This window comes from Flavobacteriales bacterium (genome assembly GCA_021739695.1).
Lineage (GTDB): Bacteria > Bacteroidota > Bacteroidia > UBA10329 > UBA10329 > UBA10329.
The window spans coordinates 115,755-134,630 of record JAIPBM010000009.1 but is presented as its reverse complement, the minus strand read 5'-3'; the positions used below and the strand labels follow the sequence as shown (position 1 = coordinate 134,630).

Below are 18,876 nucleotides of genomic sequence, written 5' to 3'. Positions count from 1 at the left end.
CCAAAGCCCCCACGGAATTCCGTGAGGGTCTTTGGCTGAATTTAAGGTTAATGCGGTCAGTGTGCCACCATCATTCGATGCATTTCCCTATCTCCATTTGTTGTCAGAATGGTTACCAGATACAATCCTGCTGGATAGTTGCTTACAGAAAAGGTTGCTGAATTCACTTCGCCTTCAAGCACCTCTTGACTGCTTACTACTGTCTGAACTTTTCTACCAGACATGTCATACACATCAATGTTCACAATGGCATCGGCATCAAATCCGTAACGTACGTTCACATTATCTGCTGCTGGATTCGGATATACTCCGGTTTCCATCATCTCTTCTTCCACGTAGATGTCTTCATCTTCCGACCCATCCAGTTTGTACGAACCACAGGCGCCAAGTACAAATCCATTGTTCAATTTAGATTGAACCTGATTGGTTTTGACGCAATAGGTTGTATTGTTTTTACACATTCTCACCTTACCATTTCCGCATCGGATATCTCGAACTTCTACCGTCACATCATCGCTTGCGGTACAACCTCTGGCATCAGTTACAGTTAGCGAGTAATTGGTAGTGGTAATTGGACAAACTGAAGGCTTTTTAGCCGTAGACCCGTTACTCCAAGAGTACGAATAAGGTCCCATGCTGTTGTTAGCGTAACCATCAAGCGATACACAAGAAGCGCCATAACCGCGGTAGATCAATTTATCGGAACCAGCACTTACCACTGGCGGTTGGTACACATAAACAGCTACAAAATCGCTGCTCGAAAGACCGTTGGCATCTGTAACCGTAAGCAAATACAGCTCATTCACAGTTGTACATACTGAAATGCTAGCTGTAGATCCCACGTGTGCCGGATTGTGCTGTGCATCCCAAGAGTAAGTATATGGGGCTGTTCCTCCAGTGATAGTTGCTGTCAGATTGGTGCAATTTCCCAAGCAGTAGTACACGGTATTTCCTGCGTCCACGGTCAAACTCTGTAGATTGATAACCATGTCTGGATCGCCATTGCAACCATAAGGTGCTACTCCTACGCCATCACCTTCAGCTCCCATCAAGGTCATTGAGTTAGGATGTCCGTTGGTCACAAACGTGAATGTTTCGCACACTTGAGTAAGCGAACCACAGGCAGCATTGCCACAGGCCCACGAACCGTCCCATCCACCAGAAGTGTAATTCTCAAACACCAAGTAGCTAGGACCATAAGAAACGTTATCTGCCACATAGACAGCACCCGTGGCTGGGCTTGTAAGCGAAGCAGGGAAGCTGGCGAACGCGGCACCATTATCCAAACTGATGGCCCACAGAAGCGTGTTTCCTGAGGCAGCCGCTCCATTGCCTACGCAGAAGCTGACGGTATATTCAAAGAGTCCACCACCTAGGTCTGTTTCCGACACAAGGTCGAAGTTAGAATACTGACAGGCGCTGGCACCTGTGTATCCCATAAGCAGCAGGGCTGCACTGGCGAGTAAAGAGTACATTTTTTTCATGATACAGTTTTGAGTGATTAATGAGTTAACGTATCACGAAGTTGAGAACACCCAAGCGCATCCTTTCAGACCGATGTACAACTGTAGCTGAAAGCGGAAAAGGTGTAATAATTTGGGGAATAGGCGTTCTGTCCGCCTTTCGGGACTTACAGAATTGCCTTTATTAGAACGGAAAGCTTAGAGGTTGGCGCAGAAAACAGGCAGCGCCATGGTATTGAGCAGAATGTTCTCCTTATCGTTGTTTCCGATATAGCCTTGGTCGTCTGCCACCAACGACATGATGCAGATGGTACCAGCTCCGCTTGTCTTGGCATAGTGGAGAATGTGCTTGGCGTAGCCGGCAGAGAAGCTGGTCGGTTCTTCAGCCACCTCTTCACACTTCACGCCTACCGATTCAAAATATGCCATGGAATCGGTGATGTTGGCTCTCAACTCATCCGAAATTCCGCGGATGTCGTTACGAACTGTGTACACCACAACCGTGCTACCATAGATCTTGGCAAACTTGGCTGTTTGCTTGTATTTCACATCAAAATGCTTGTTCGGCCCTACGGGGAACAGAAGGGTTTTGAAAGTTGCATCGTTCAGAACGCTTTCGGCCTGAACAACCAATGCAGGCACAGGCAAGGTTTTCACTAATTTCAGGATATTGGCCCCAAGCAAGTGCTGTGCAATGCCCACCTTCCCGTGGGTCGGTACTACCACCAGATCTACCTTCAAATCAGCAATTACAGATGGAATAACCGAGAAGAATGAACCCGAAGCCACATGGTTCTTACTGTTCAGCACCTTCCCGGCAATGGCCACATGCATGCCAGATAACTTTTCTTCAAGCGCCTTTAAGGTCTGCTCATCGGTAGCTTCGGTCACGTGTACAAGCACCACATCGGCCTGTGCTTTAGCTGCAATGCTGGCTCCAAATTCCAAGGCTTTGGCACAAATAGAGCTGAAATCAACGAGTATGGCTATTCTCTTCATGGAAACAAATTGAGGTACGAGGTAAAACTATGAAATTCAGATTGACAAGGAATTCAAACTCAATTCACCTACTTTTAAATTGCTTTAAGATAATTTTCTCAATATCTCTTTTGCTGCCTTAGCAATCACCGTTCCTGGGCCGAATATGAATGCCACGCCATTGTCGTAGAGAAAATCGTAATCCTGATGCGGGATGACGCCACCTGCCACCACCATGATGTCTTCGCGTCCGTAGTTTTTCAGCTCTTGGATAACTGCTGGAACGAGTGTCTTGTGCCCGCCGGCCAGCGAACTCACCCCAACGATATGAACATCATTCTCGATGGCTTGTTTGGCTACTTCCTTAGGGGTTTGGAATAGCGGACCTAGATCCACATCAAAGCCAATATCGGCAAAGGAAGTGGCAATAACCTTAGCACCACGGTCGTGACCGTCCTGCCCCATTTTGGCAACCAGAATACGTGGACGTCTTCCCTCCTGCTCTGCAAATGCATCAGCAGCTTCCTGAGCCGCTATAAAGTCTTCGTTCTTTTTCACTGCGCTCGAATATACTCCCGAAATGGAACGGATCACCGCTTTGTATCGCCCGAATTCCGCTTCCATCGCGTCAGAAATCTCACCTAAGGTGGCGCGCTTGCGTGCTGCATCCACCGCTAATTCCAAGAGATTTCCGTTGCCGGTTTTGGCGCAATTGGTAAGCGCACTCAGTGCGGCTTCTACGTCTGCCTGATTGCGTTTTGCTTTTACTTCTGCCAAGCGTTTCAATTGGCCTTCGCGCACTGCGTTGTTGTCCACCTCGCGGATATCCATTTCCGTCTCTTCTTCCAACTGATAGCGATTGACCCCAACGATCACCTCTTCCCCACTATCTATGCGTGCTTGCTTTCGCGCAGCAACTTCTTCAATTCTCATTTTCGGAAGACCGGTTTCGATGGCCTTTGCCATGCCTCCCAATTCCTCTACTTCCTCAATCAAAGCCCACGCTTTCTCGCAGAGTTCATTGGTCAGTTTCTCCACATAGTAAGAACCTCCCCAAGCATCTATGCTTTTGCAGATATCCGTCTCGTTCTGAATAAAAAGTTGGGTATTACGCGCTATCCGTGCCGAGTAGTCGGTTGGCAAAGCAATGGCCTCATCCAAGGAATTGGTGTGCAGCGATTGTGTGCCACCGAAAACGGCCGCCATCGCTTCTATATTCGTTCGAACCACATTATTGTAAGGGTCCTGCTCCGTGAGGCTCCAACCTGAAGTTTGGCAATGCGTTCTCAACGCCATGCTTTTCTCCAGTTTCGGATTGAATTGCTTCACAAGTTTGGCCCACAGCATTCTTCCAGCACGCATTTTGGCAATCTCCATAAAGAAGTTCATGCCGATGCCCCAAAAGAAACTGATGCGCGGTGCGAAATCATCGATGTTCAAGCCAGCAGCCAAGCCCGTTCGGATGTATTCTAATCCATCTGCAAGCGTGTATGCTAACTCAATATCGGCCGTGGCTCCTGCTTCGTGCATGTGGTAGCCCGATACGCTGATGCTGTTGAACTGTGGCATCTTCTCGGCAGCATATTTAAAAATATCACCCACGATGCGCATGCTTGGCGCAGGCGGATAGATGTAGGTATTCCTCACCATAAACTCCTTGAGGATGTCGTTCTGGATGGTTCCTGCCAAGTGCTCTGGCGAGACGCCCTGCTCTTCGGCCGCAACGATGTAAAATGCCATGATCGGTAGCACCGCCCCGTTCATGGTCATGGAAACCGTCATTTCGCCCAAAGGAATCTGATCGAAGAGGATCTTCATATCCTCCACAGTATCGATGGCTACGCCTGCTTTCCCCACATCGCCCACTACTTTCTCATGATCAGAATCGTACCCTCGGTGCGTGGCCAGATCGAAGGCAACCGATAGTCCTTTCTGCCCTGCGGCAAGGTTCTTACGGTAGAAGGCATTGCTTTCTTCAGCGGTAGAGAAGCCCGCATACTGGCGGATGGTCCACGGGCGACTGACGTACATCGAAGCGTAAGGCCCACGCAAGAATGGCGCAGCGCCCGATACGAAATCGATGTGTTCGAGGTCTTCAATCTCTACAGGGTAATTATCTGCCGTAACCGGAATGCCTTCTGGCGTTTCGAAATACTCGCCCGCCTCGGTCGATTCCAATTCTACAGTACGGAGATAGAATTCGGTGTCTTTAAAATCTGGTTTCATTCTGTTGTTTTTACCGCAAAGGCGCGGTTATTCCTCTTCTTCTTTTACCGCAGAGACGCGGAGATTTTTTTTCGCAAAGGGCGCAGAGAAAATTCCTCGCTTCCCGAATGAAAATCCCCCGGCTCGTTCCTCGCCACCCCCTTTAAAAGGGGGAACTGCGCGATTATTTCTCCATTTCTTTGCCACAAAGGACGCGGAGTTTTTCTTTGCGTTCTCAGCGTAATCTCTGCGTCTTTGCGGTTAATTCCGTCTTTGCGGTTAATCCTCATCCTCCACTTTATCGTTCGACTCTTCGAATGGCGATGGAAATTTGTTCGTTCCTACCAACACCCGTTCTAACTTTTCAACTTCGTCATAATACGCCTGATCAGACTTGGCGAATTCATCTTCCAAAAATCCATCACTGGCGCATGTCGAATAACCTCCTCGTTCTTCAATCTCTAAGAAGAAATCCCAGGCCTTTTTGCCGAGGATGTCTGTGAGGTGCTCGACATAATAGCTACCCGCAGCAGGATCGATGACACGATTGAGGCGCGCCTCTTCTTTCATCAAATGCTGCGTATTGATGGCCATTCTATCCGCCAATTCAGGTTCGTCCTGTCTGAACGGATGAATGGTGAGGCTATCTACTCCGCCAAGCACCGCACTCATCGCCTGCGCATTCTCGCGAAGCAAGTTGACAGGCGTATCCAGACTGCTCAGGTGGCGTTCGCCCGTTTGGGCATGCACCCACGTTTTCCAGCGTTTGGAGGCTGCACCATGCTGCTGCAAGACCCGCGCCCACAGGAAGCGCATCAATCGGAACTTGGCAATTTCGGGAAGAAAAGAGCCGCCAATGGCCAAGCTGAATCCGATGTTGTCCGAAACCTGTTCGAAGGAGATGCCGTTCTTTCGCAGCCCGTTCAGTAGCTCATTTGCCCACGCAATGGAAGTGCCCAATTGCTGCGAAATGTTGGCGCCTTTCATGTAAAACTGACCACAATCTAAACCAATGGCACCAAAGGCATGGCGGTTGTTTTCGGTGATGATGGCCGTGGCCAGATCGGCATTGATGTGCTCGAACCAGAGACCGCCCATCAGGTTTTCTGCTCCGTAGCCTTTCTTCTCAGTCCATGCGAAATAATCGGCCTGAAAACGCAAGGTATTGTAGGCGTTGGAGAAGGAAACCGAAATGGCATCCACCAACACACCATCAAACAAGGCATCGAAATCATCGCGCGCAAAATCGTGTCCATTCAGGTCGATGCTAAGGGCCGAAGCGCCCATTCTCAACTTATGAAGTATCTCTAAGTTGGCATCTTCCACGTTCTCTACGCGCACATCCGTGCAAATAAGCCAATCGTTGCTCCGCTGGTCGAAACGCAGCGGACGGATGGTTCTACCGTACATCGGCAGCTTCTCTGTTTCCTCTCGGAAATAGGCTGGCTTGGCCTGAAAGCCATCGCTTGCCAACCAAAGGTTCAACTCATCGATGTTGGCGCCCTTCAGCTCCTTGGCTGCAAATTTCTTCCAATCGCTGATGGAAGGTGTTTTGAATTCTTCGAATAGTTGTGACATGCTTCAAATGTAGAGAATTAGCTAACTAGCCGATCAGCAAATGAGGGCAACGATGTTTAGCGAAGCTAATTAGGAAAACGGATTCCCCTAAAGTTTAGCAGTTATATGTTTCACAGAGAAAGAATGAGAATGGGAGATGCACAGAGCGCTTTTTCTTCGAAGGGAATTCAAGCTGTTCCGCAAGTTCACCCAGCCCCAGGTTTGCTTCTGTAAGCACACGGCAAGCCAGTTATACGTTTCACAGAGAAAGAATGAGAATGGGAGATGCACAGAGAGCTTTTTCTTCGAGGGAATTCAAGCTGCTCCGTAAGTTCACCCAGCCCAAGGTTTGCTTCCGTAAGCACACGGCAAGCCAGTTATACGTTTCACAGAGAAAGAATGAGAATGGGAGATGCACAGAGCGCTTTTTCTTCGAAGGGAATTCAAGCTGTTCCGCAAGTTCACCGAGACCAAGGTTTGCTTCCGTAAGCACACGGCAAGCCAGTTATATGTTTCACAGAGAAAGAATGAGAATGGGAGATGCACAGAGGGCTTTTTCTTCGAAGGGAATTCAAGCTGTTCCGCAAGTTCACCGAGACCAAGGTTTGCTTCTGGCATGTCGGAACATCTCTGTGTATCTCTGAGACTCTAAGTAAGCTCTGTGCAAATCTCAAGTGGCAAACTTTGGGGGAATCAGATCAGGAAATCAGCAAATGAGACCTACCAGGTTTTAACAACCTAGGATGTCTTACCAAAGGGGGCATTAATCAAGCTTATGATAGGTTGCCAAGTATTTGTCCAATTCGGCCTTCTTATAGGCCTCTATCTCCAGCTGATCGCCCTTCAACATATCGTGCGTAATGAAGGTGTTCATCTTGTAGTAGTTGCACGATCGGATGTATGTACCCAGTGCCACTCCGTTCTTGGTGTAGGCAAAGAATTTCCACACTCCGCGGTTAACCTCTTCGAGATACTGAAAGGTATAGGCAAGGTGGTTGTGCATAAAGGTGTGCAGCAATTGCTTCGGGTCGTTTATGCCAAGATCCAGGCGCTCGTTATAGCGTTTAAAATAATGGGAGGTATAATAGAACAGACAATCGGTACGAGGGAAGGTTTGAATGGCCGTAAGTCCACGGTGGCCAATGTACCAGATCAGGTAAACGGGAATCGAGACCTTCTTATCCACATCCCATTTGAATATCCAGTTGTTCTTGAATTTTGAATGATAATCGTAGACCTTGATGATGCGCTTGTCGCGCAGCGGTGCGTGCAGTCGTTTGAGGTCTTTTTCCACGTAGCGCGATTTACGTTCCACGATCTCAAAATCCTTGGCTATCTCTTTGCGAATCTCCTCCAGATTCATGGCCGGAACTAACATGAATTCACCGTTTAATGAGTACTTGATCTTCTATCCGTAGAACGAAAATCGCATCCATTTAGTGTAAATGCAACGTTTTACTGCTATGAAAATAGGGCTTTCATTCATGCCATAGCGTGTGTGTGTGTGTGTGTTACGCGGGCTTATGCTGTGGCTATGGCTTGCGGTATAGACCTCCGAGGTTTTGCTATCGGAATGTGAAACCTTGGTTCAACGGAGCTGAATAAAGAAGATCAGTCAGAGACTGATCGTACTTAGTTCCACACAAGTCGTCCTGCGGAAGACTTGCGCGAGCGGGGGAATCGAATTATGTCGCTACACAGATTCTTCTAATTCAAATTCACCATCTAAATCAATCTGATCATCGCTAACCTTGTTTCCTGTCACCTGCACATCCAGCCCGATTTCATCCTGAAAATATTTAGCAAATCGAAGTATTCGATGAGTGATGAATGTATTGATATCATCGTTCATCAAGCTAGTATAGCAGCTTTCATCAATGAAGTGTTTCCCTAAGCGTTCTTTTAAGTCCTGTTCGGACAGATTTTGATTCACTCTTAAGGACGTCAAATAATCAGAAGGACTTGAGTTCTTAATGGAAATATTCGTGGCGTTTTCGAGAAAAGTAAAGTTAAAGACGCTATCGACAAGTTTGTTCGAACCGTACTTGGATTTGGGGAAAATGTGATGGACATGTGACATAAGTGTTGAGTTATCAGAATAACCAACATCTGAAAGGGTCAAAAAATCCTTCAAGTCCACCGAGTTTAACGCAACTAAAATTGCTTTACCAAAAGCTCCATTCTTATTTGCAAAACTTGCTTGATTTATGTTGAGATGAATAGGATTACTCATCTCTACTGGTGTTGAACCCGAATCAAACCATCTCTTCAACATGGTAAAATCGAGTTGCATTTTATTATCGGTACCTTCGGTGTAGCGATTTTCAAGGCATGCTTTGAAAAACCATTGCCGACATTTATGAATCATAATCCCTTGCTCAGCATCCAACTTATCTTTAAACTGCTTTTTTGCAAGTGCGGCTGCCAGTACTGGAATCATTGGTTTATAAGGTACAATCTTAGTACTGTATGATAACCCAACTCCAAATTCATCTAATAATTCAACTGCTAGATTAAGGCCCTCAATGGCACCCTCCCATTCATCTCTTATGTGATCTGCTTCTAAATTCTTTGGCAACCCGTTCTTTTTAGGTGATACACCTGCTAGCAACGCAATCGTCTGAAGAATAATAGTTCGCTCCGAATCAATGAGAACGGATAATCGGTCTTTTTCATCTATAACCTTATCAGTTTTAAGCTTGAGGTCGATATCAAACGGCATGAACGAAGCAACACAAATATCAAAAGCGGTCAGCTTTAACCCCGTACTATTGATTGTTTGAAATATCTTACAAACACCTTCAATACTTAGGTCTTTGTATAACTTGATAACTGGAAACTTGTATTGAAAAAAAGGATCAACAAAGTTATCCAAGTGTAAATCCAAGAAGTCTACATATGCCTTATCCACGCCATCTGATTCCCTGAGATTCTGCTTATATGAAAAGATTTTCTTGCGATAAATAGATGGGTCGCGTAAAAAACTAAGAGGAAGTAGGTCAGACTTAAATAGAAATTCATCCGGATGTTCAGAATGTTTCTTCGCTACGATTATTCTATGATTCTCATCTTCAATCAAATCCAGTTCATCATAATCGTCTAAAGTCAAATCATCTTTATCTTTAAATATCCTATAGATATCCGACAAACTAATGTAATAGGAATAGCTACCCTTATTATAAAAAACTGCATGACATGATGTGATTCGCTGTTGCCCATCGAGTATTAGATATTCTGGATATGATAATTTTTCGTTATCAACAGTTCTTATTGGTTCATAACCAACTATTGTTTTAGGCTTGGTAGTCTCCAAAAACAACAAAGAACCCGATGGATGCCGTTTATGAATTGACTCCAATAATTTAAGTACGGCTCCCGTTGACCAATTATATCCCCGTTGAAATCTTGGCAGCTGTATTGCGCCAGATTCAACATCTTTCAAAATTTCAACTATTTCTAGTGGTTCAACTGCAAAATGATTTTTCATGCTTTAAGTTTAGTGAACAAGTCCTTGGCATTTACGCCTTTTATCCCTTGCAAGAATAATTTATCTAATAGACCGAATTCGTTAACTAGATTTATAGGTGTTAGTACTCTTTGATCAAATCCAGATTGTAAATAAAAAAACAGAATTGTAGCTTCAAATACACTAAACTGAGCTACGATCGTATCAACGTAAAAATCTTTATTAGGTAATTGAATATCAGTTGCATCTGTTTGGTTCACATGCCGATGACAAAATTTCAACAATAAGAAAAGCATATTGAAATAATTATCCAATAGCACACTGAACTGGCCTTGGAACTTGAAGTTGCCATCCTTATCGAGCTGGCTGGTAAGTTCAGCATAGATAGATCTTAGCACAGGATCATTAGGATGAGTGTCCGCCTTGAACAGTTTATTCCTAATCGCGGATCGTGTTGAAGTCTCACTTCCATAATAGAATACGTAAAAGACAATAATTATTAGTTCATCATCTGTGAATTTACCTGAACTTTTAGTTTTTGCTTTGTCCAGTGAGATATTAAGGTCATTAGATAATTTTTCAAAAAACTTGATCCCATGTTGACCGTTAGCTTCCAGTGTTTTTAGATTTTCACGATGTAACCGAAGTAGTTCAAAGAACTTGCTTTCAAATTGCTCCATGTAAAGCGCGGTTCTCTGTACTTTATTTGCATCGTATTGCACGTAAAATGCTAAAAACGTGAGAACAACTCCAATAAACCCAACTACGGGGCCAACGATACCACCTATTGTATCTCCGATAACACCTGTGCTATTGTCATAATACCAGTATGAGCTAGTTTGAGATACGTAATACGGTATTACAAAAAAGCTTACACAGATAGTAATCAGCGAGACTCCAACAATCAATAATACTGTGACATTTTTCATCAGACAACGAAACTATTGTAATAACTAACCTCGTACTTTTTCACACATAACTTTCTATAATACTCTTTCCCCTCTCCGCTACAAGCCCATCAATTCATCTCTGTTGCGTTTACTCCCTCAATACTACCCATTCCCCCTCACATCCACAACACCCTCACCCCTACCCGCACAAAATGAGGGTTAATGGCCATGCCAGGGAGTAATAGACCATGGTTGAGCACAGTTTGCTGAACAGAGCCATGGAAAATCGTCCTTTTCATCATTTCCTAAGCTTGTTCCATGTCTTTCTAAGCTATGGCAGCCATCGGCATAGCTTGGGCAGAGGTTTCCTAAGCTATGGCGGTCTCTTCCTAAGCTATGGCAGCCATCGGCATAGCTTGGGCAATGGTTTCCTAAGCTATGGCGGTCTCTTCCTAAGCTATGGCAGCCTTCGGCATAGCTTGGGCAGAGGTTTCCTAAGCTATGGCGGTCTCTTCCTAAGATCGTTTGCTCGGAATCGGAAAAGCTATTTTTTCAAGAGCGCAGAAAAAAAATCGTCATCAGAATAATAAATCCAAAACACGCTGCGTTTAAGAACCGAACACCGGTATGGTAAGGTCTCACCGGTTGGCAACAGGGTAGATAGGCAGCTAGGGATCGGCTGCAATTGTTTAACCTAAATCCTGATCAAATGGCTAGAGTCAAATTGGGATGGGCTTCATTGACCATTCCGCAGGCGATCATCAAAGCTATTGCCGTAAGGGTTACCATGGCCAAGAATGCGGATGTGTATGCTACTCCAGATCCTCCGTTGGAAGAGATCCAACTGAAGACAGAGGCGCTTGCACTTGCCGAATCGTTGACCATCAAAGGTGGGACAGACCGTACCATAGAACGCAATGCGCGCTATGACGAGCTTACCCTGCTGATGAACAGATTGGTAGACTACGTGCAGCTGACGAGCAAAGGAATTCCAGAACTGATCGTAAAATCGGGCATGGATGTGCAGAAGGATCCCGAACCATGGGAACTTCCGTTGGCAGTGCAGAATTTGAGGGCCGCACCAGGGGGAAACCCTGGTACTGTTGCACTTACTTGGGATGCCGTTACGCACAAGAAAACGTACGTTCTGGAAATGTGGATGGATGCTGACAATAAGCCAGCAGACAACAGCACCGGCACAGAACCTACGGCAGAGGCTGGCGGCACCTGGGAAGTACTTACCATTCAAGGAACACGCAAGTATGAGGTAACAGGCCTCACTTCCGGAAAGAATTACCGCTTTCGGGTGGCGGCACAGAACAGTGCCGGCATGGGTCCTTACAGTGGCGAAGCGCAAAGCATTGCACGCTAATGCGCTATGGTAAACGCAGCGCGCCTTAGGCGCCTTGCGCTGAGGGTTGGGGCCTTATCCTGTTGCGCCCCGACCCTTTTTTTTGTCTGTCATGCTGAGTCGATGGTCCATAGTCGATGGTCCATAGACCATAGTCGGTTGACCATTGACTGTGGACGGACGGTCGACTGTGGACAGTGGACTATCGACTAACTGTTCACCCAATTCCCGATGATCTTCAATCCTTTAGGTGTAAGCAAGCTGTGTAACCTATTAGGCGGCAAACGCATCTATGTAAAACCTTGCCTTCTAACGTTGGAAGTTTTATATTTAACAACAAATACGCTGAAATGAATCGCATTATCTTACTTCTGAGCCTTTTCTTACCGCAACTAGCATTTGCTCAATGCTATCAGCTGAGCCCAATACCATATTCCCCCTATCCTTATGATCAGGGAATAGATATCGAACTCACAAATGACGATATGTACTCGGAGGTGATTGAAATCGGTTTCTCGTTCTGTTTTTTTGGAGACACGGTCAATCGATTGGTTGTATCATCCAACGGCTACATCACGTTCAATGATTCAGTAGCTGGCCAAGGTTCACCTTGGTCAATTAATGATACTATGCCATACTCAAGCAGCCCAACCTTCGCCATTTTAGCACCTTGGCAGGATATTAACCCTGGCGCAGGGGCAGCTGGCATATTCTACAATACATACGGCAACGCGCCATTCAGAACATTCGTGATCAGCTATTATGAGGTGGCGATGTTTTCGTGCGCTTCACTCCAATTCTCGAATCAAATTGTGTTACACGAATCGACCAACGTCATTGATATCAACATAAAGGAAAAAGCCATTTGCGCTACATGGAATGGCGGAGCTGCTGTTGAGGGCATTGTAAACCAAGACGGAACAGAAGCATTCATAGTGCCCGGAAGGAATTTCCCTGAGCAATGGGAAGCTTATGATGACGCCTATCGCTTTACTCCAATCTGTAGCTGTCCTTCCGTAGCCCAACCAGCACAATTTGTGTTGCACGGAAATGTGTATGAAGACCTTAATGGCAATTGCGATTACGAAGCAAATGAACCGACCATTCCGAACGTGCGATTGAATGTGTTGCCAAATGACATTGACGTATGGACAAATTTTAACGGGGAATACGCCTTGCTATTAGATTCAGGAGAATACTTTATCACGCAAAGTCTGCTCAATCCAGGATTCTTAAATTACACCTGCACTGGCAGTTACATTCCATTCGCACTAAGTCCGAACATACCATCTGCAGAGGTATTATTTGGTAATGAAACCACATCAACAACAGACATAAGCATCAGCATTGGTTCAACCGGACTGACTCCATGCCAACCTAGTATTCAGACCATTCAAGTTTGTAATAATGGAGCTTCGGCCGTTTTTGGATTAGATATCACGGTCAATATCTCGAATCCGTTGATGGAATACAACCTCGATTCCTTGAGTGGTTTTTCTTTGATCAATGACAGCCAACTCACCATGACCATTGATACGGTTCCACCGTTTGCATGCTTAACTTATCGTCTACTTGGAACCGTTGCGTGCGATTCAAGTTTGCAAGGAAATATCACTTGCTTTACTACGCAGGCTGAAATATTAAATGGTGAAGCGCAAACGGAGAACAATTCATTTCAGGTATGCGAAAGCGTAACGTTACAGATTCCAACCCTGGATAAGCGCGTTCAATCCATTTCTGAAACAAACAAGTGGGTTCTTCATCAGTACATCGGAGCAGACGATGAGCTGGTATATAGAATCCGATACATGAATAGCGGAATGGCTTCAATTGAAAATTTGACGATTGTTGATACCATTTCCCCGTTCCTGAACCATACATATTTCGAACCCATCATCTCAAGTCATGATTTCAACATGAATTACAACGATGGTGCACTCACCTTTAATTTCTTTGACATCAATCTGCCAGCTCAAGATTCAGATTTTGTAGGTAGTCAGCTATACGTGACATTTAGAATGTACCAGACACCTGGGAATCCTGTAGGAACTATCATCGAAAATCGAGCTGATATTTACCTTGAACTACCTTATGCTCAATCGACTGGAACAGTTCAAAGCGAGATTCGAGATTTTACTGGAATCAACGAATTAAGTACAGGTTCCATTACGGTGTTTCCGAACCCGACCACGGGTGAAGTATTCCTTTCAAACTCAAGTCCGAGAAATACCATCAATTCTGTGGAGATAATAGACGCGCAAGGAAGATTGCTACTCAAACAAACAGGAAGCGGAATCTCTAAGGTTGATCTGAGCCAGCTTAGTAGAGGTATCTACCTTCTGCGTATTCAAACAGAGAAAGGAACGCAGGTGGAACGGATTATCAGGAATTGACCCAATTCCCGATGATCTTCAATCCTTCGGGAGTGAGCAGGCTTTCGGGATGGAACTGAACACCACAGACATTAAACAGTTTGTGACGAATGGCCATTACTTCTCCGTTATCATCCGTGGCTGTTACGGTAAGTTCTGACGGAATGGTGCTTTGGTCAATTACCCACGAATGGTAGCGGCCTGTTTCAATTTTTGTAGGAATAGCTGTAAAAAGCGAATCTTCTTTCGCGATGATATTGGTGGGGATGGAAATTCCATGATGCACCTGATTCAGATTCTTGAGGCTCGCTCCAAATGCTTCGCCAATAGCCTGATGACCCAAACAGACTCCTAAAATCTTCTTTGAGGATGCATAACGCTTAATGAGTTCAGGCATAATTCCCGCATCTTTCGGTAATCCTGGCCCGGGAGACAGGATGATGGCATCAAAGGCTTCTACTTCATCTAATGTGAGCTCATTATTTCGTTTCACGGTCACATCATCGCAGAATTGCTCTACATAATGCAGCAGATTGAAAGTGAATGAATCGTAATTATCGAGGAGGAGGAGTTTCAATTCGGGTAATTAGGTAATATGCGAATACCGGTCGGCTAAAATCCGAAATTCTAAAAGAAGAAATTCGAAATGCGAAACGTAAGTTCAGCGGAGCTAAATCCTGAAATTCGAAACGGTTTCGTGCTTTTTTATTTCGGATTTCGTGCTTTAGTTCTTTCGTGCTTTAGCTCTTTCGTGCTTTTTTATTTCGGATTTCGTGCTTTAGCTCTTTCGTGCTTTTTATTTCGGATTTCGTGCTTTAGCTCTTTCGTGCTTTTTTATTTCGGATTTCGTGCTTTAGCTCTTTCGTGCTTTTTTATTTCGAGTTTAGTGCTTCAATTCAATATTCATGAAAAAAATCATACATACAGAAAAGGCACCAGCCGCCATTGGCCCCTACAGTCAGGCCATTCTTGTCAACGGATTTCTATACACCGCTGGTCAAGTGGCGCTCATACCCGAAACGGGCGATTTGGATATGGCGAACATTGATGTGGAAACCACACGTGTGATGCAAAACCTGAAAGCCATTCTTTCGGAAGCTGGAATGGATTTTGGCCACGTGGTTAAAACTTCCATTTTCCTTTCAAGCATGGACCTGTTTGCTTCGGTCAATGCGATCTACGGTTCTTATTTCCCTGAAGGAAGTTTCCTGCCAGCTCGCGAAACAGTGGCCGTTGCCGGACTACCGAAAGGTGTGAATGTGGAAATAAGCGTGGTGGCGTTTAAAGGCTAAAAACTCCGCTTTGTCCAAGCGCTGAAGTTTGCTTTCTGCGCATCGCTTGCATCATGCACTTTATGCGGCCAGCGTGTGCGGTAATAACGTTCGTCAGTTGGTGTCAGCTGAATTTTGTGCGTGTCATCATCAGCATTCACCGTAAGCGTTACCGTTTCTTCTTGGAAATATTTGCACCACTCTTTGAGGTTTCCGAGAATGCGGATGCCGTTCATGGAAACGATCTCATCTCCGAGTTTCAATCCTGCCCTGTCTGCAATGGAATTAGGCGCAATTTCGGTGATACGTGCGCTTCGCTCGCGGATGTATTCGACCTTGAAACCGAAGCGATTTTCGAAATAAAGTCGCGAACGGGTTTCGCGGATCTCCAATCCTACATAATGCAGTAATTCGTTCAGGTCAGCTTCCAAATCGCAAGTGCCGTAGTAGTAATTCTTGAAAAAATCCTCGTAAGAACGGCCTCCTACTTCTTCGATGGCATTCTGGTAATCCTTTTCGGTATACCCAATTCCGGTCTTTCCGAAACGCTCGTACAACAGGCGCATGGCCGTCATTAGGCATTTCTGATTGTTGGTATCGCGTAGCAAGGAGATATCCAACATCAAAGCAAGCAAGGCTCCTTCGTTATAGATGGAGGTTTTTCTGTCTGGAATTCCTTTTTGGTAACCATCCAACCAAGTATCGAAACCGCTATCGGCCACAGAAAGATTGAAACGCCCGTAGTTATGAAAATGGCGTTGAAAGAGCGTATGAATGTTCTTGAAGAAGTCAAAATCGCTGAAGCAACCCGACTGATAAAGAAACAGATCACCAGCGTAAGTGGTCACACCCTCGGCCACATAACCAAGACGGGTATAGTTCTCTTTGGTGTAATCGTAAGGCAACATTTCTATAGGCCGCAGTGCTTTCACATTCCAGGTGTGGAACAGCTCATGCGAACTGATTCCCAAGAACTCGTCATACAGAACGGGTTTCAGGATATCATAACTCGGTCCCAATGCAACCACCGTTGAATTGGAATGCTCCACGCCATGATAGGTCTTATAAGTTCTGATCTGGAAAAGAAAGTGATACTCTTTGACAGGAAAATCGCCCATGGCTTCTACCTGTACCGAAGTGAACTTCTTAAAATCATCTAGAATGCGTTCCCACTCGGTCTTAAACTCACCTTGAAACCAGATATGAAAAAGTGTTTCGCCTGCCTGATAGGTATTGTGCTGCAAGCCTGCCGAAGCAATGAACGGGCTATCAGCCAACTCATGAAAATCCTTCAGCTGGTAATGGTTCTTCCCGATAGCTGTCATGCCAGAGGCAACCGTCCAATTTTCGGGAATTTCCAATTGCAAGGTGGCAGGAAGACCGATCCATTCTGGCACATACATGCAGCAATTAACTGGATTTACGTACAACTGCTTCTGATCCACATACGTGCTACCCGCATTCAGTTCACTGGCAAAATAGTTGTATTCAACCCGAATGGAAGTTTGCCCTGAACAATTTACTTCCCAAAGGTCTTTGGTGAGTTTTCTGAACTTCAATTCTTGTCCAGAAGCGTTGAACGCTGCAAAACGTTGCACGTTCTTGGCAAAGTTGCCCAACTCGTACCTACCGGGCCGCCAAGCAGGCAATTGCAACTGTACTTTCTCCTGATTCAATTCAGAAACCGTCAATTCCACATCCACAAAATGCCTGTGTGGTTCGGCATAAATGAGCTTGTATGCGATCTTCCCTTCCATTTGCGCAAATATGGGAAGCACGAAGCACTAAATGAAAAAATTCGAAACAGTTTCGGATTTAAGCATTTAGGATTTCGAATTTATATTTCCTTGGTACTTTCGCTGACCTAAACAGAAACGATTATGAGTTACGATCTGATAGTAGTTGGAAGTGGTCCTGGAGGATATGTTGCAGCCATCCGAGCTTCGCAATTGGGAATGAAAGTGGGTGTGGTAGAACGCTCAGAATTAGGCGGAATATGTCTTAACTGGGGATGTATTCCAACCAAAGCATTACTTAAAAGTGCGCAGGTTTTCGAATACATCAATCACGCTAGCGATTACGGTATCTCTGTTGGCGAAAGCAAAGCGGATATCGGTGAGATGGTAAAACGTAGCCGTGGTGTGGCCGAGGGTATGAGCAAGGGAATTCAATTCCTGCTCAAAAAGAACAAGATCGATCATATTGAAGGTTTCGGAAAGCTGAAGAACGGAACGACCGTTGAAGTAACTGATGCTGACGGAAAGAAAAGCGATGTAACGGCCAAGAATGTGATTCTTGCATTAGGAGCACGAAGCCGCGAGCTTCCGAACTTAAAACAAGACGGCAAGAAGATCATTGGTTACCGCGAAGCCATGGTGCTTGATAAGCAACCTAAGAAAATGGTTGTGGTTGGTTCGGGCGCCATTGGCGTGGAGTTCGCGTATTTCTACAACGCCATCGGAACCGATGTGACGATTGTGGAATACCTTCCGAATATTGTTCCAGTAGAGGACGAAGAAGTGAGCAAGCAACTTGGCCGTTCGTTCAAAAAATCGGGGATTAAGATCATGACAGAAAGTTCCGTTGAGGCGGTAGATACTTCTGGCGATGGTTGCAAAGTGACCGTTAAAACCAAGAAAGGCGAAGAAGTAATTGAATGCGATATTGTACTTTCTGCAGTTGGCATTCAGGCCAATGTAGAAGGCTGCGGATTAGAAGATGTGGGCGTAATTGTTGATGGCGGTCGCGTTAAAGTAGATGAGTTCTACGCCACCAATATTCCGCATGTATTTGCTATTGGTGATTGTATTCCTGGCCCAGCTTTGGCGCATGTGGCAAGTGCAGAAGGTATTATTTGTGTGGAGAAAATTGCTGGTCACAGTCCAGAACCATTGGATTATGGAAACATTCCAGGTTGTACCTACTGTTCTCCAGAAGTGGCGTCTGTTGGGTACACCGAAGCAAAAGCGAAAGAGGCCGGATACGAGATCAAAGTGGGCAAGTTCCCATTCTCTGCTTCAGGTAAGGCAAGTGCCGCTGGCGCGAAAGATGGTTTCGTGAAACTGATATTCGATGCAAAGTATGGCGAATTGCTTGGCGGACACATGATTGGTGCGAACGTAACCGAAATGATCGCGGAGATCGTTGCCATCCGAAAACTAGAGACAACTGGTCATGAGATCATTAAGACTGTTCATCCTCACCCAACAATGAGCGAAGCAATCATGGAAGCAGCCGCTGCTGCTTACGATGAAGTAATTCACCTGTAATAGGTGACAACATATTCAGAAAGAAGCCGTCTCACTGACGGCTTTTCTGTTAAT

At 45.3% G+C, this 18,876-nt stretch carries 13 protein-coding genes; 4 read left to right on the top strand and 9 right to left on the bottom strand.

Annotated features, from left to right (window positions below):
* Nucleotides 1-56: 56 nt before the first annotated feature.
* The 7 genes from K9J17_07850 to K9J17_07820 all read right to left on the bottom strand — a co-directional run bounded on the left by K9J17_07850 (nt 57) and on the right by K9J17_07820 (nt 10,598).
* The gene (locus tag K9J17_07850; GenBank protein MCF8276632.1) at nt 57-1,484 is read right to left on the bottom strand and encodes a T9SS type A sorting domain-containing protein; all 1,428 of its coding nucleotides are present in this window, start codon (nt 1,482-1,484) and stop codon (nt 57-59) included.
* Nucleotides 1,485-1,661: 177 nt separating this feature from the next.
* A complete protein-coding gene (locus K9J17_07845; protein MCF8276631.1) occupies nt 1,662-2,462 on the bottom strand; it encodes a universal stress protein in 801 nt (266 codons plus the stop codon).
* Nucleotides 2,463-2,546: 84 nt separating this feature from the next.
* On the bottom strand, nt 2,547-4,667 hold the full coding sequence (gene scpA / locus K9J17_07840) for a methylmalonyl-CoA mutase (GenBank protein ID MCF8276630.1): 2,121 nt from the start codon (nt 4,665-4,667) through the stop codon (nt 2,547-2,549).
* Nucleotides 4,668-4,925: 258 nt separating this feature from the next.
* The gene (locus tag K9J17_07835; protein MCF8276629.1) at nt 4,926-6,224 is read right to left on the bottom strand and encodes a hypothetical protein; all 1,299 of its coding nucleotides are present in this window, start codon (nt 6,222-6,224) and stop codon (nt 4,926-4,928) included.
* A 742-nt stretch (nt 6,225-6,966) separates the two neighbouring features.
* Nucleotides 6,967-7,581: a hypothetical protein gene (locus K9J17_07830; GenBank protein MCF8276628.1), complete on the bottom strand. Its 615-nt coding sequence runs from the start codon at nt 7,579-7,581 to the stop codon at nt 6,967-6,969.
* A 315-nt stretch (nt 7,582-7,896) separates the two neighbouring features.
* Entirely contained in the window at nt 7,897-9,690 is a 1,794-nt protein-coding gene (locus tag K9J17_07825; protein ID MCF8276627.1) for a DUF262 domain-containing protein, read from the bottom strand.
* Nucleotides 9,687-10,598: a putative phage abortive infection protein gene (locus K9J17_07820; GenBank protein MCF8276626.1), complete on the bottom strand. Its 912-nt coding sequence runs from the start codon at nt 10,596-10,598 to the stop codon at nt 9,687-9,689. Before K9J17_07820 ends, K9J17_07825 begins: the two co-directional genes overlap by 4 nt.
* Nucleotides 10,599-11,268: 670 nt before the next feature.
* Between K9J17_07820 and K9J17_07815 the strand changes: the two genes are divergently transcribed.
* Both K9J17_07815 and K9J17_07810 read left to right on the top strand, forming a co-directional pair.
* Nucleotides 11,269-11,931: a fibronectin type III domain-containing protein gene (locus K9J17_07815; protein MCF8276625.1), complete on the top strand. Its 663-nt coding sequence runs from the start codon at nt 11,269-11,271 to the stop codon at nt 11,929-11,931.
* A gap of 329 nt (nt 11,932-12,260) precedes the next feature.
* Nucleotides 12,261-14,303: a T9SS type A sorting domain-containing protein gene (locus tag K9J17_07810; protein ID MCF8276624.1), complete on the top strand. Its 2,043-nt coding sequence runs from the start codon at nt 12,261-12,263 to the stop codon at nt 14,301-14,303.
* Here K9J17_07810 and K9J17_07805 read toward each other — a convergent pair.
* The gene (locus tag K9J17_07805; GenBank protein MCF8276623.1) at nt 14,293-14,859 is read right to left on the bottom strand and encodes an aminodeoxychorismate/anthranilate synthase component II; all 567 of its coding nucleotides are present in this window, start codon (nt 14,857-14,859) and stop codon (nt 14,293-14,295) included. The two genes, K9J17_07810 and K9J17_07805, sit on opposite strands and share 11 nt — an antisense overlap.
* A gap of 328 nt (nt 14,860-15,187) precedes the next feature.
* Here K9J17_07805 and K9J17_07800 point away from each other — a divergent pair, with 328 nt between their 5' ends.
* A complete protein-coding gene (locus K9J17_07800; GenBank protein ID MCF8276622.1) occupies nt 15,188-15,574 on the top strand; it encodes a Rid family detoxifying hydrolase in 387 nt (128 codons plus the stop codon).
* Here the strand turns inward: K9J17_07800 and K9J17_07795 are convergent.
* Entirely contained in the window at nt 15,571-17,310 is a 1,740-nt protein-coding gene (locus tag K9J17_07795; protein MCF8276621.1) for a PDZ domain-containing protein, read from the bottom strand. The genes K9J17_07800 and K9J17_07795 overlap by 4 nt on opposite strands.
* 123 nt (nt 17,311-17,433) lie before the next feature.
* Here K9J17_07795 and lpdA point away from each other — a divergent pair, with 123 nt between their 5' ends.
* Nucleotides 17,434-18,822 carry a dihydrolipoyl dehydrogenase gene (lpdA, locus tag K9J17_07790; GenBank protein MCF8276620.1) on the top strand — a complete coding sequence of 463 codons (1,389 nt, stop codon included), beginning with the start codon at nt 17,434-17,436 and terminating at the stop codon, nt 18,820-18,822.
* Nucleotides 18,823-18,876: the final 54 nt, after the last annotated feature.

What these genes read in the sequence shown, in the direction of transcription:
- K9J17_07825 (MCF8276627.1), bottom strand. Translation starts at nt 9,690, where the DNA reads ATGAAAAATCATTTTGCAGTTGAACCACTAGAAATAGTTGAAATTTTG.
- K9J17_07820 (MCF8276626.1), bottom strand. Translation starts at nt 10,598, where the DNA reads ATGAAAAATGTCACAGTATTATTGATTGTTGGAGTCTCGCTGATTACT.
- K9J17_07845 (MCF8276631.1), bottom strand. Translation starts at nt 2,462, where the DNA reads ATGAAGAGAATAGCCATACTCGTTGATTTCAGCTCTATTTGTGCCAAA.
- K9J17_07835 (MCF8276629.1), bottom strand. Translation starts at nt 6,224, where the DNA reads ATGTCACAACTATTCGAAGAATTCAAAACACCTTCCATCAGCGATTGG.
- K9J17_07800 (MCF8276622.1), top strand. Translation starts at nt 15,188, where the DNA reads ATGAAAAAAATCATACATACAGAAAAGGCACCAGCCGCCATTGGCCCC.
- K9J17_07795 (MCF8276621.1), bottom strand. Translation starts at nt 17,310, where the DNA reads ATGGAAGGGAAGATCGCATACAAGCTCATTTATGCCGAACCACACAGG.
- K9J17_07830 (MCF8276628.1), bottom strand. Translation starts at nt 7,581, where the DNA reads ATGTTAGTTCCGGCCATGAATCTGGAGGAGATTCGCAAAGAGATAGCC.
- K9J17_07810 (MCF8276624.1), top strand. Translation starts at nt 12,261, where the DNA reads ATGAATCGCATTATCTTACTTCTGAGCCTTTTCTTACCGCAACTAGCA.
- scpA (MCF8276630.1), bottom strand. Translation starts at nt 4,667, where the DNA reads ATGAAACCAGATTTTAAAGACACCGAATTCTATCTCCGTACTGTAGAA.
- lpdA (MCF8276620.1), top strand. Translation starts at nt 17,434, where the DNA reads ATGAGTTACGATCTGATAGTAGTTGGAAGTGGTCCTGGAGGATATGTT.
- K9J17_07815 (MCF8276625.1), top strand. Translation starts at nt 11,269, where the DNA reads ATGGCTAGAGTCAAATTGGGATGGGCTTCATTGACCATTCCGCAGGCG.
- K9J17_07850 (MCF8276632.1), bottom strand. Translation starts at nt 1,484, where the DNA reads ATGAAAAAAATGTACTCTTTACTCGCCAGTGCAGCCCTGCTGCTTATG.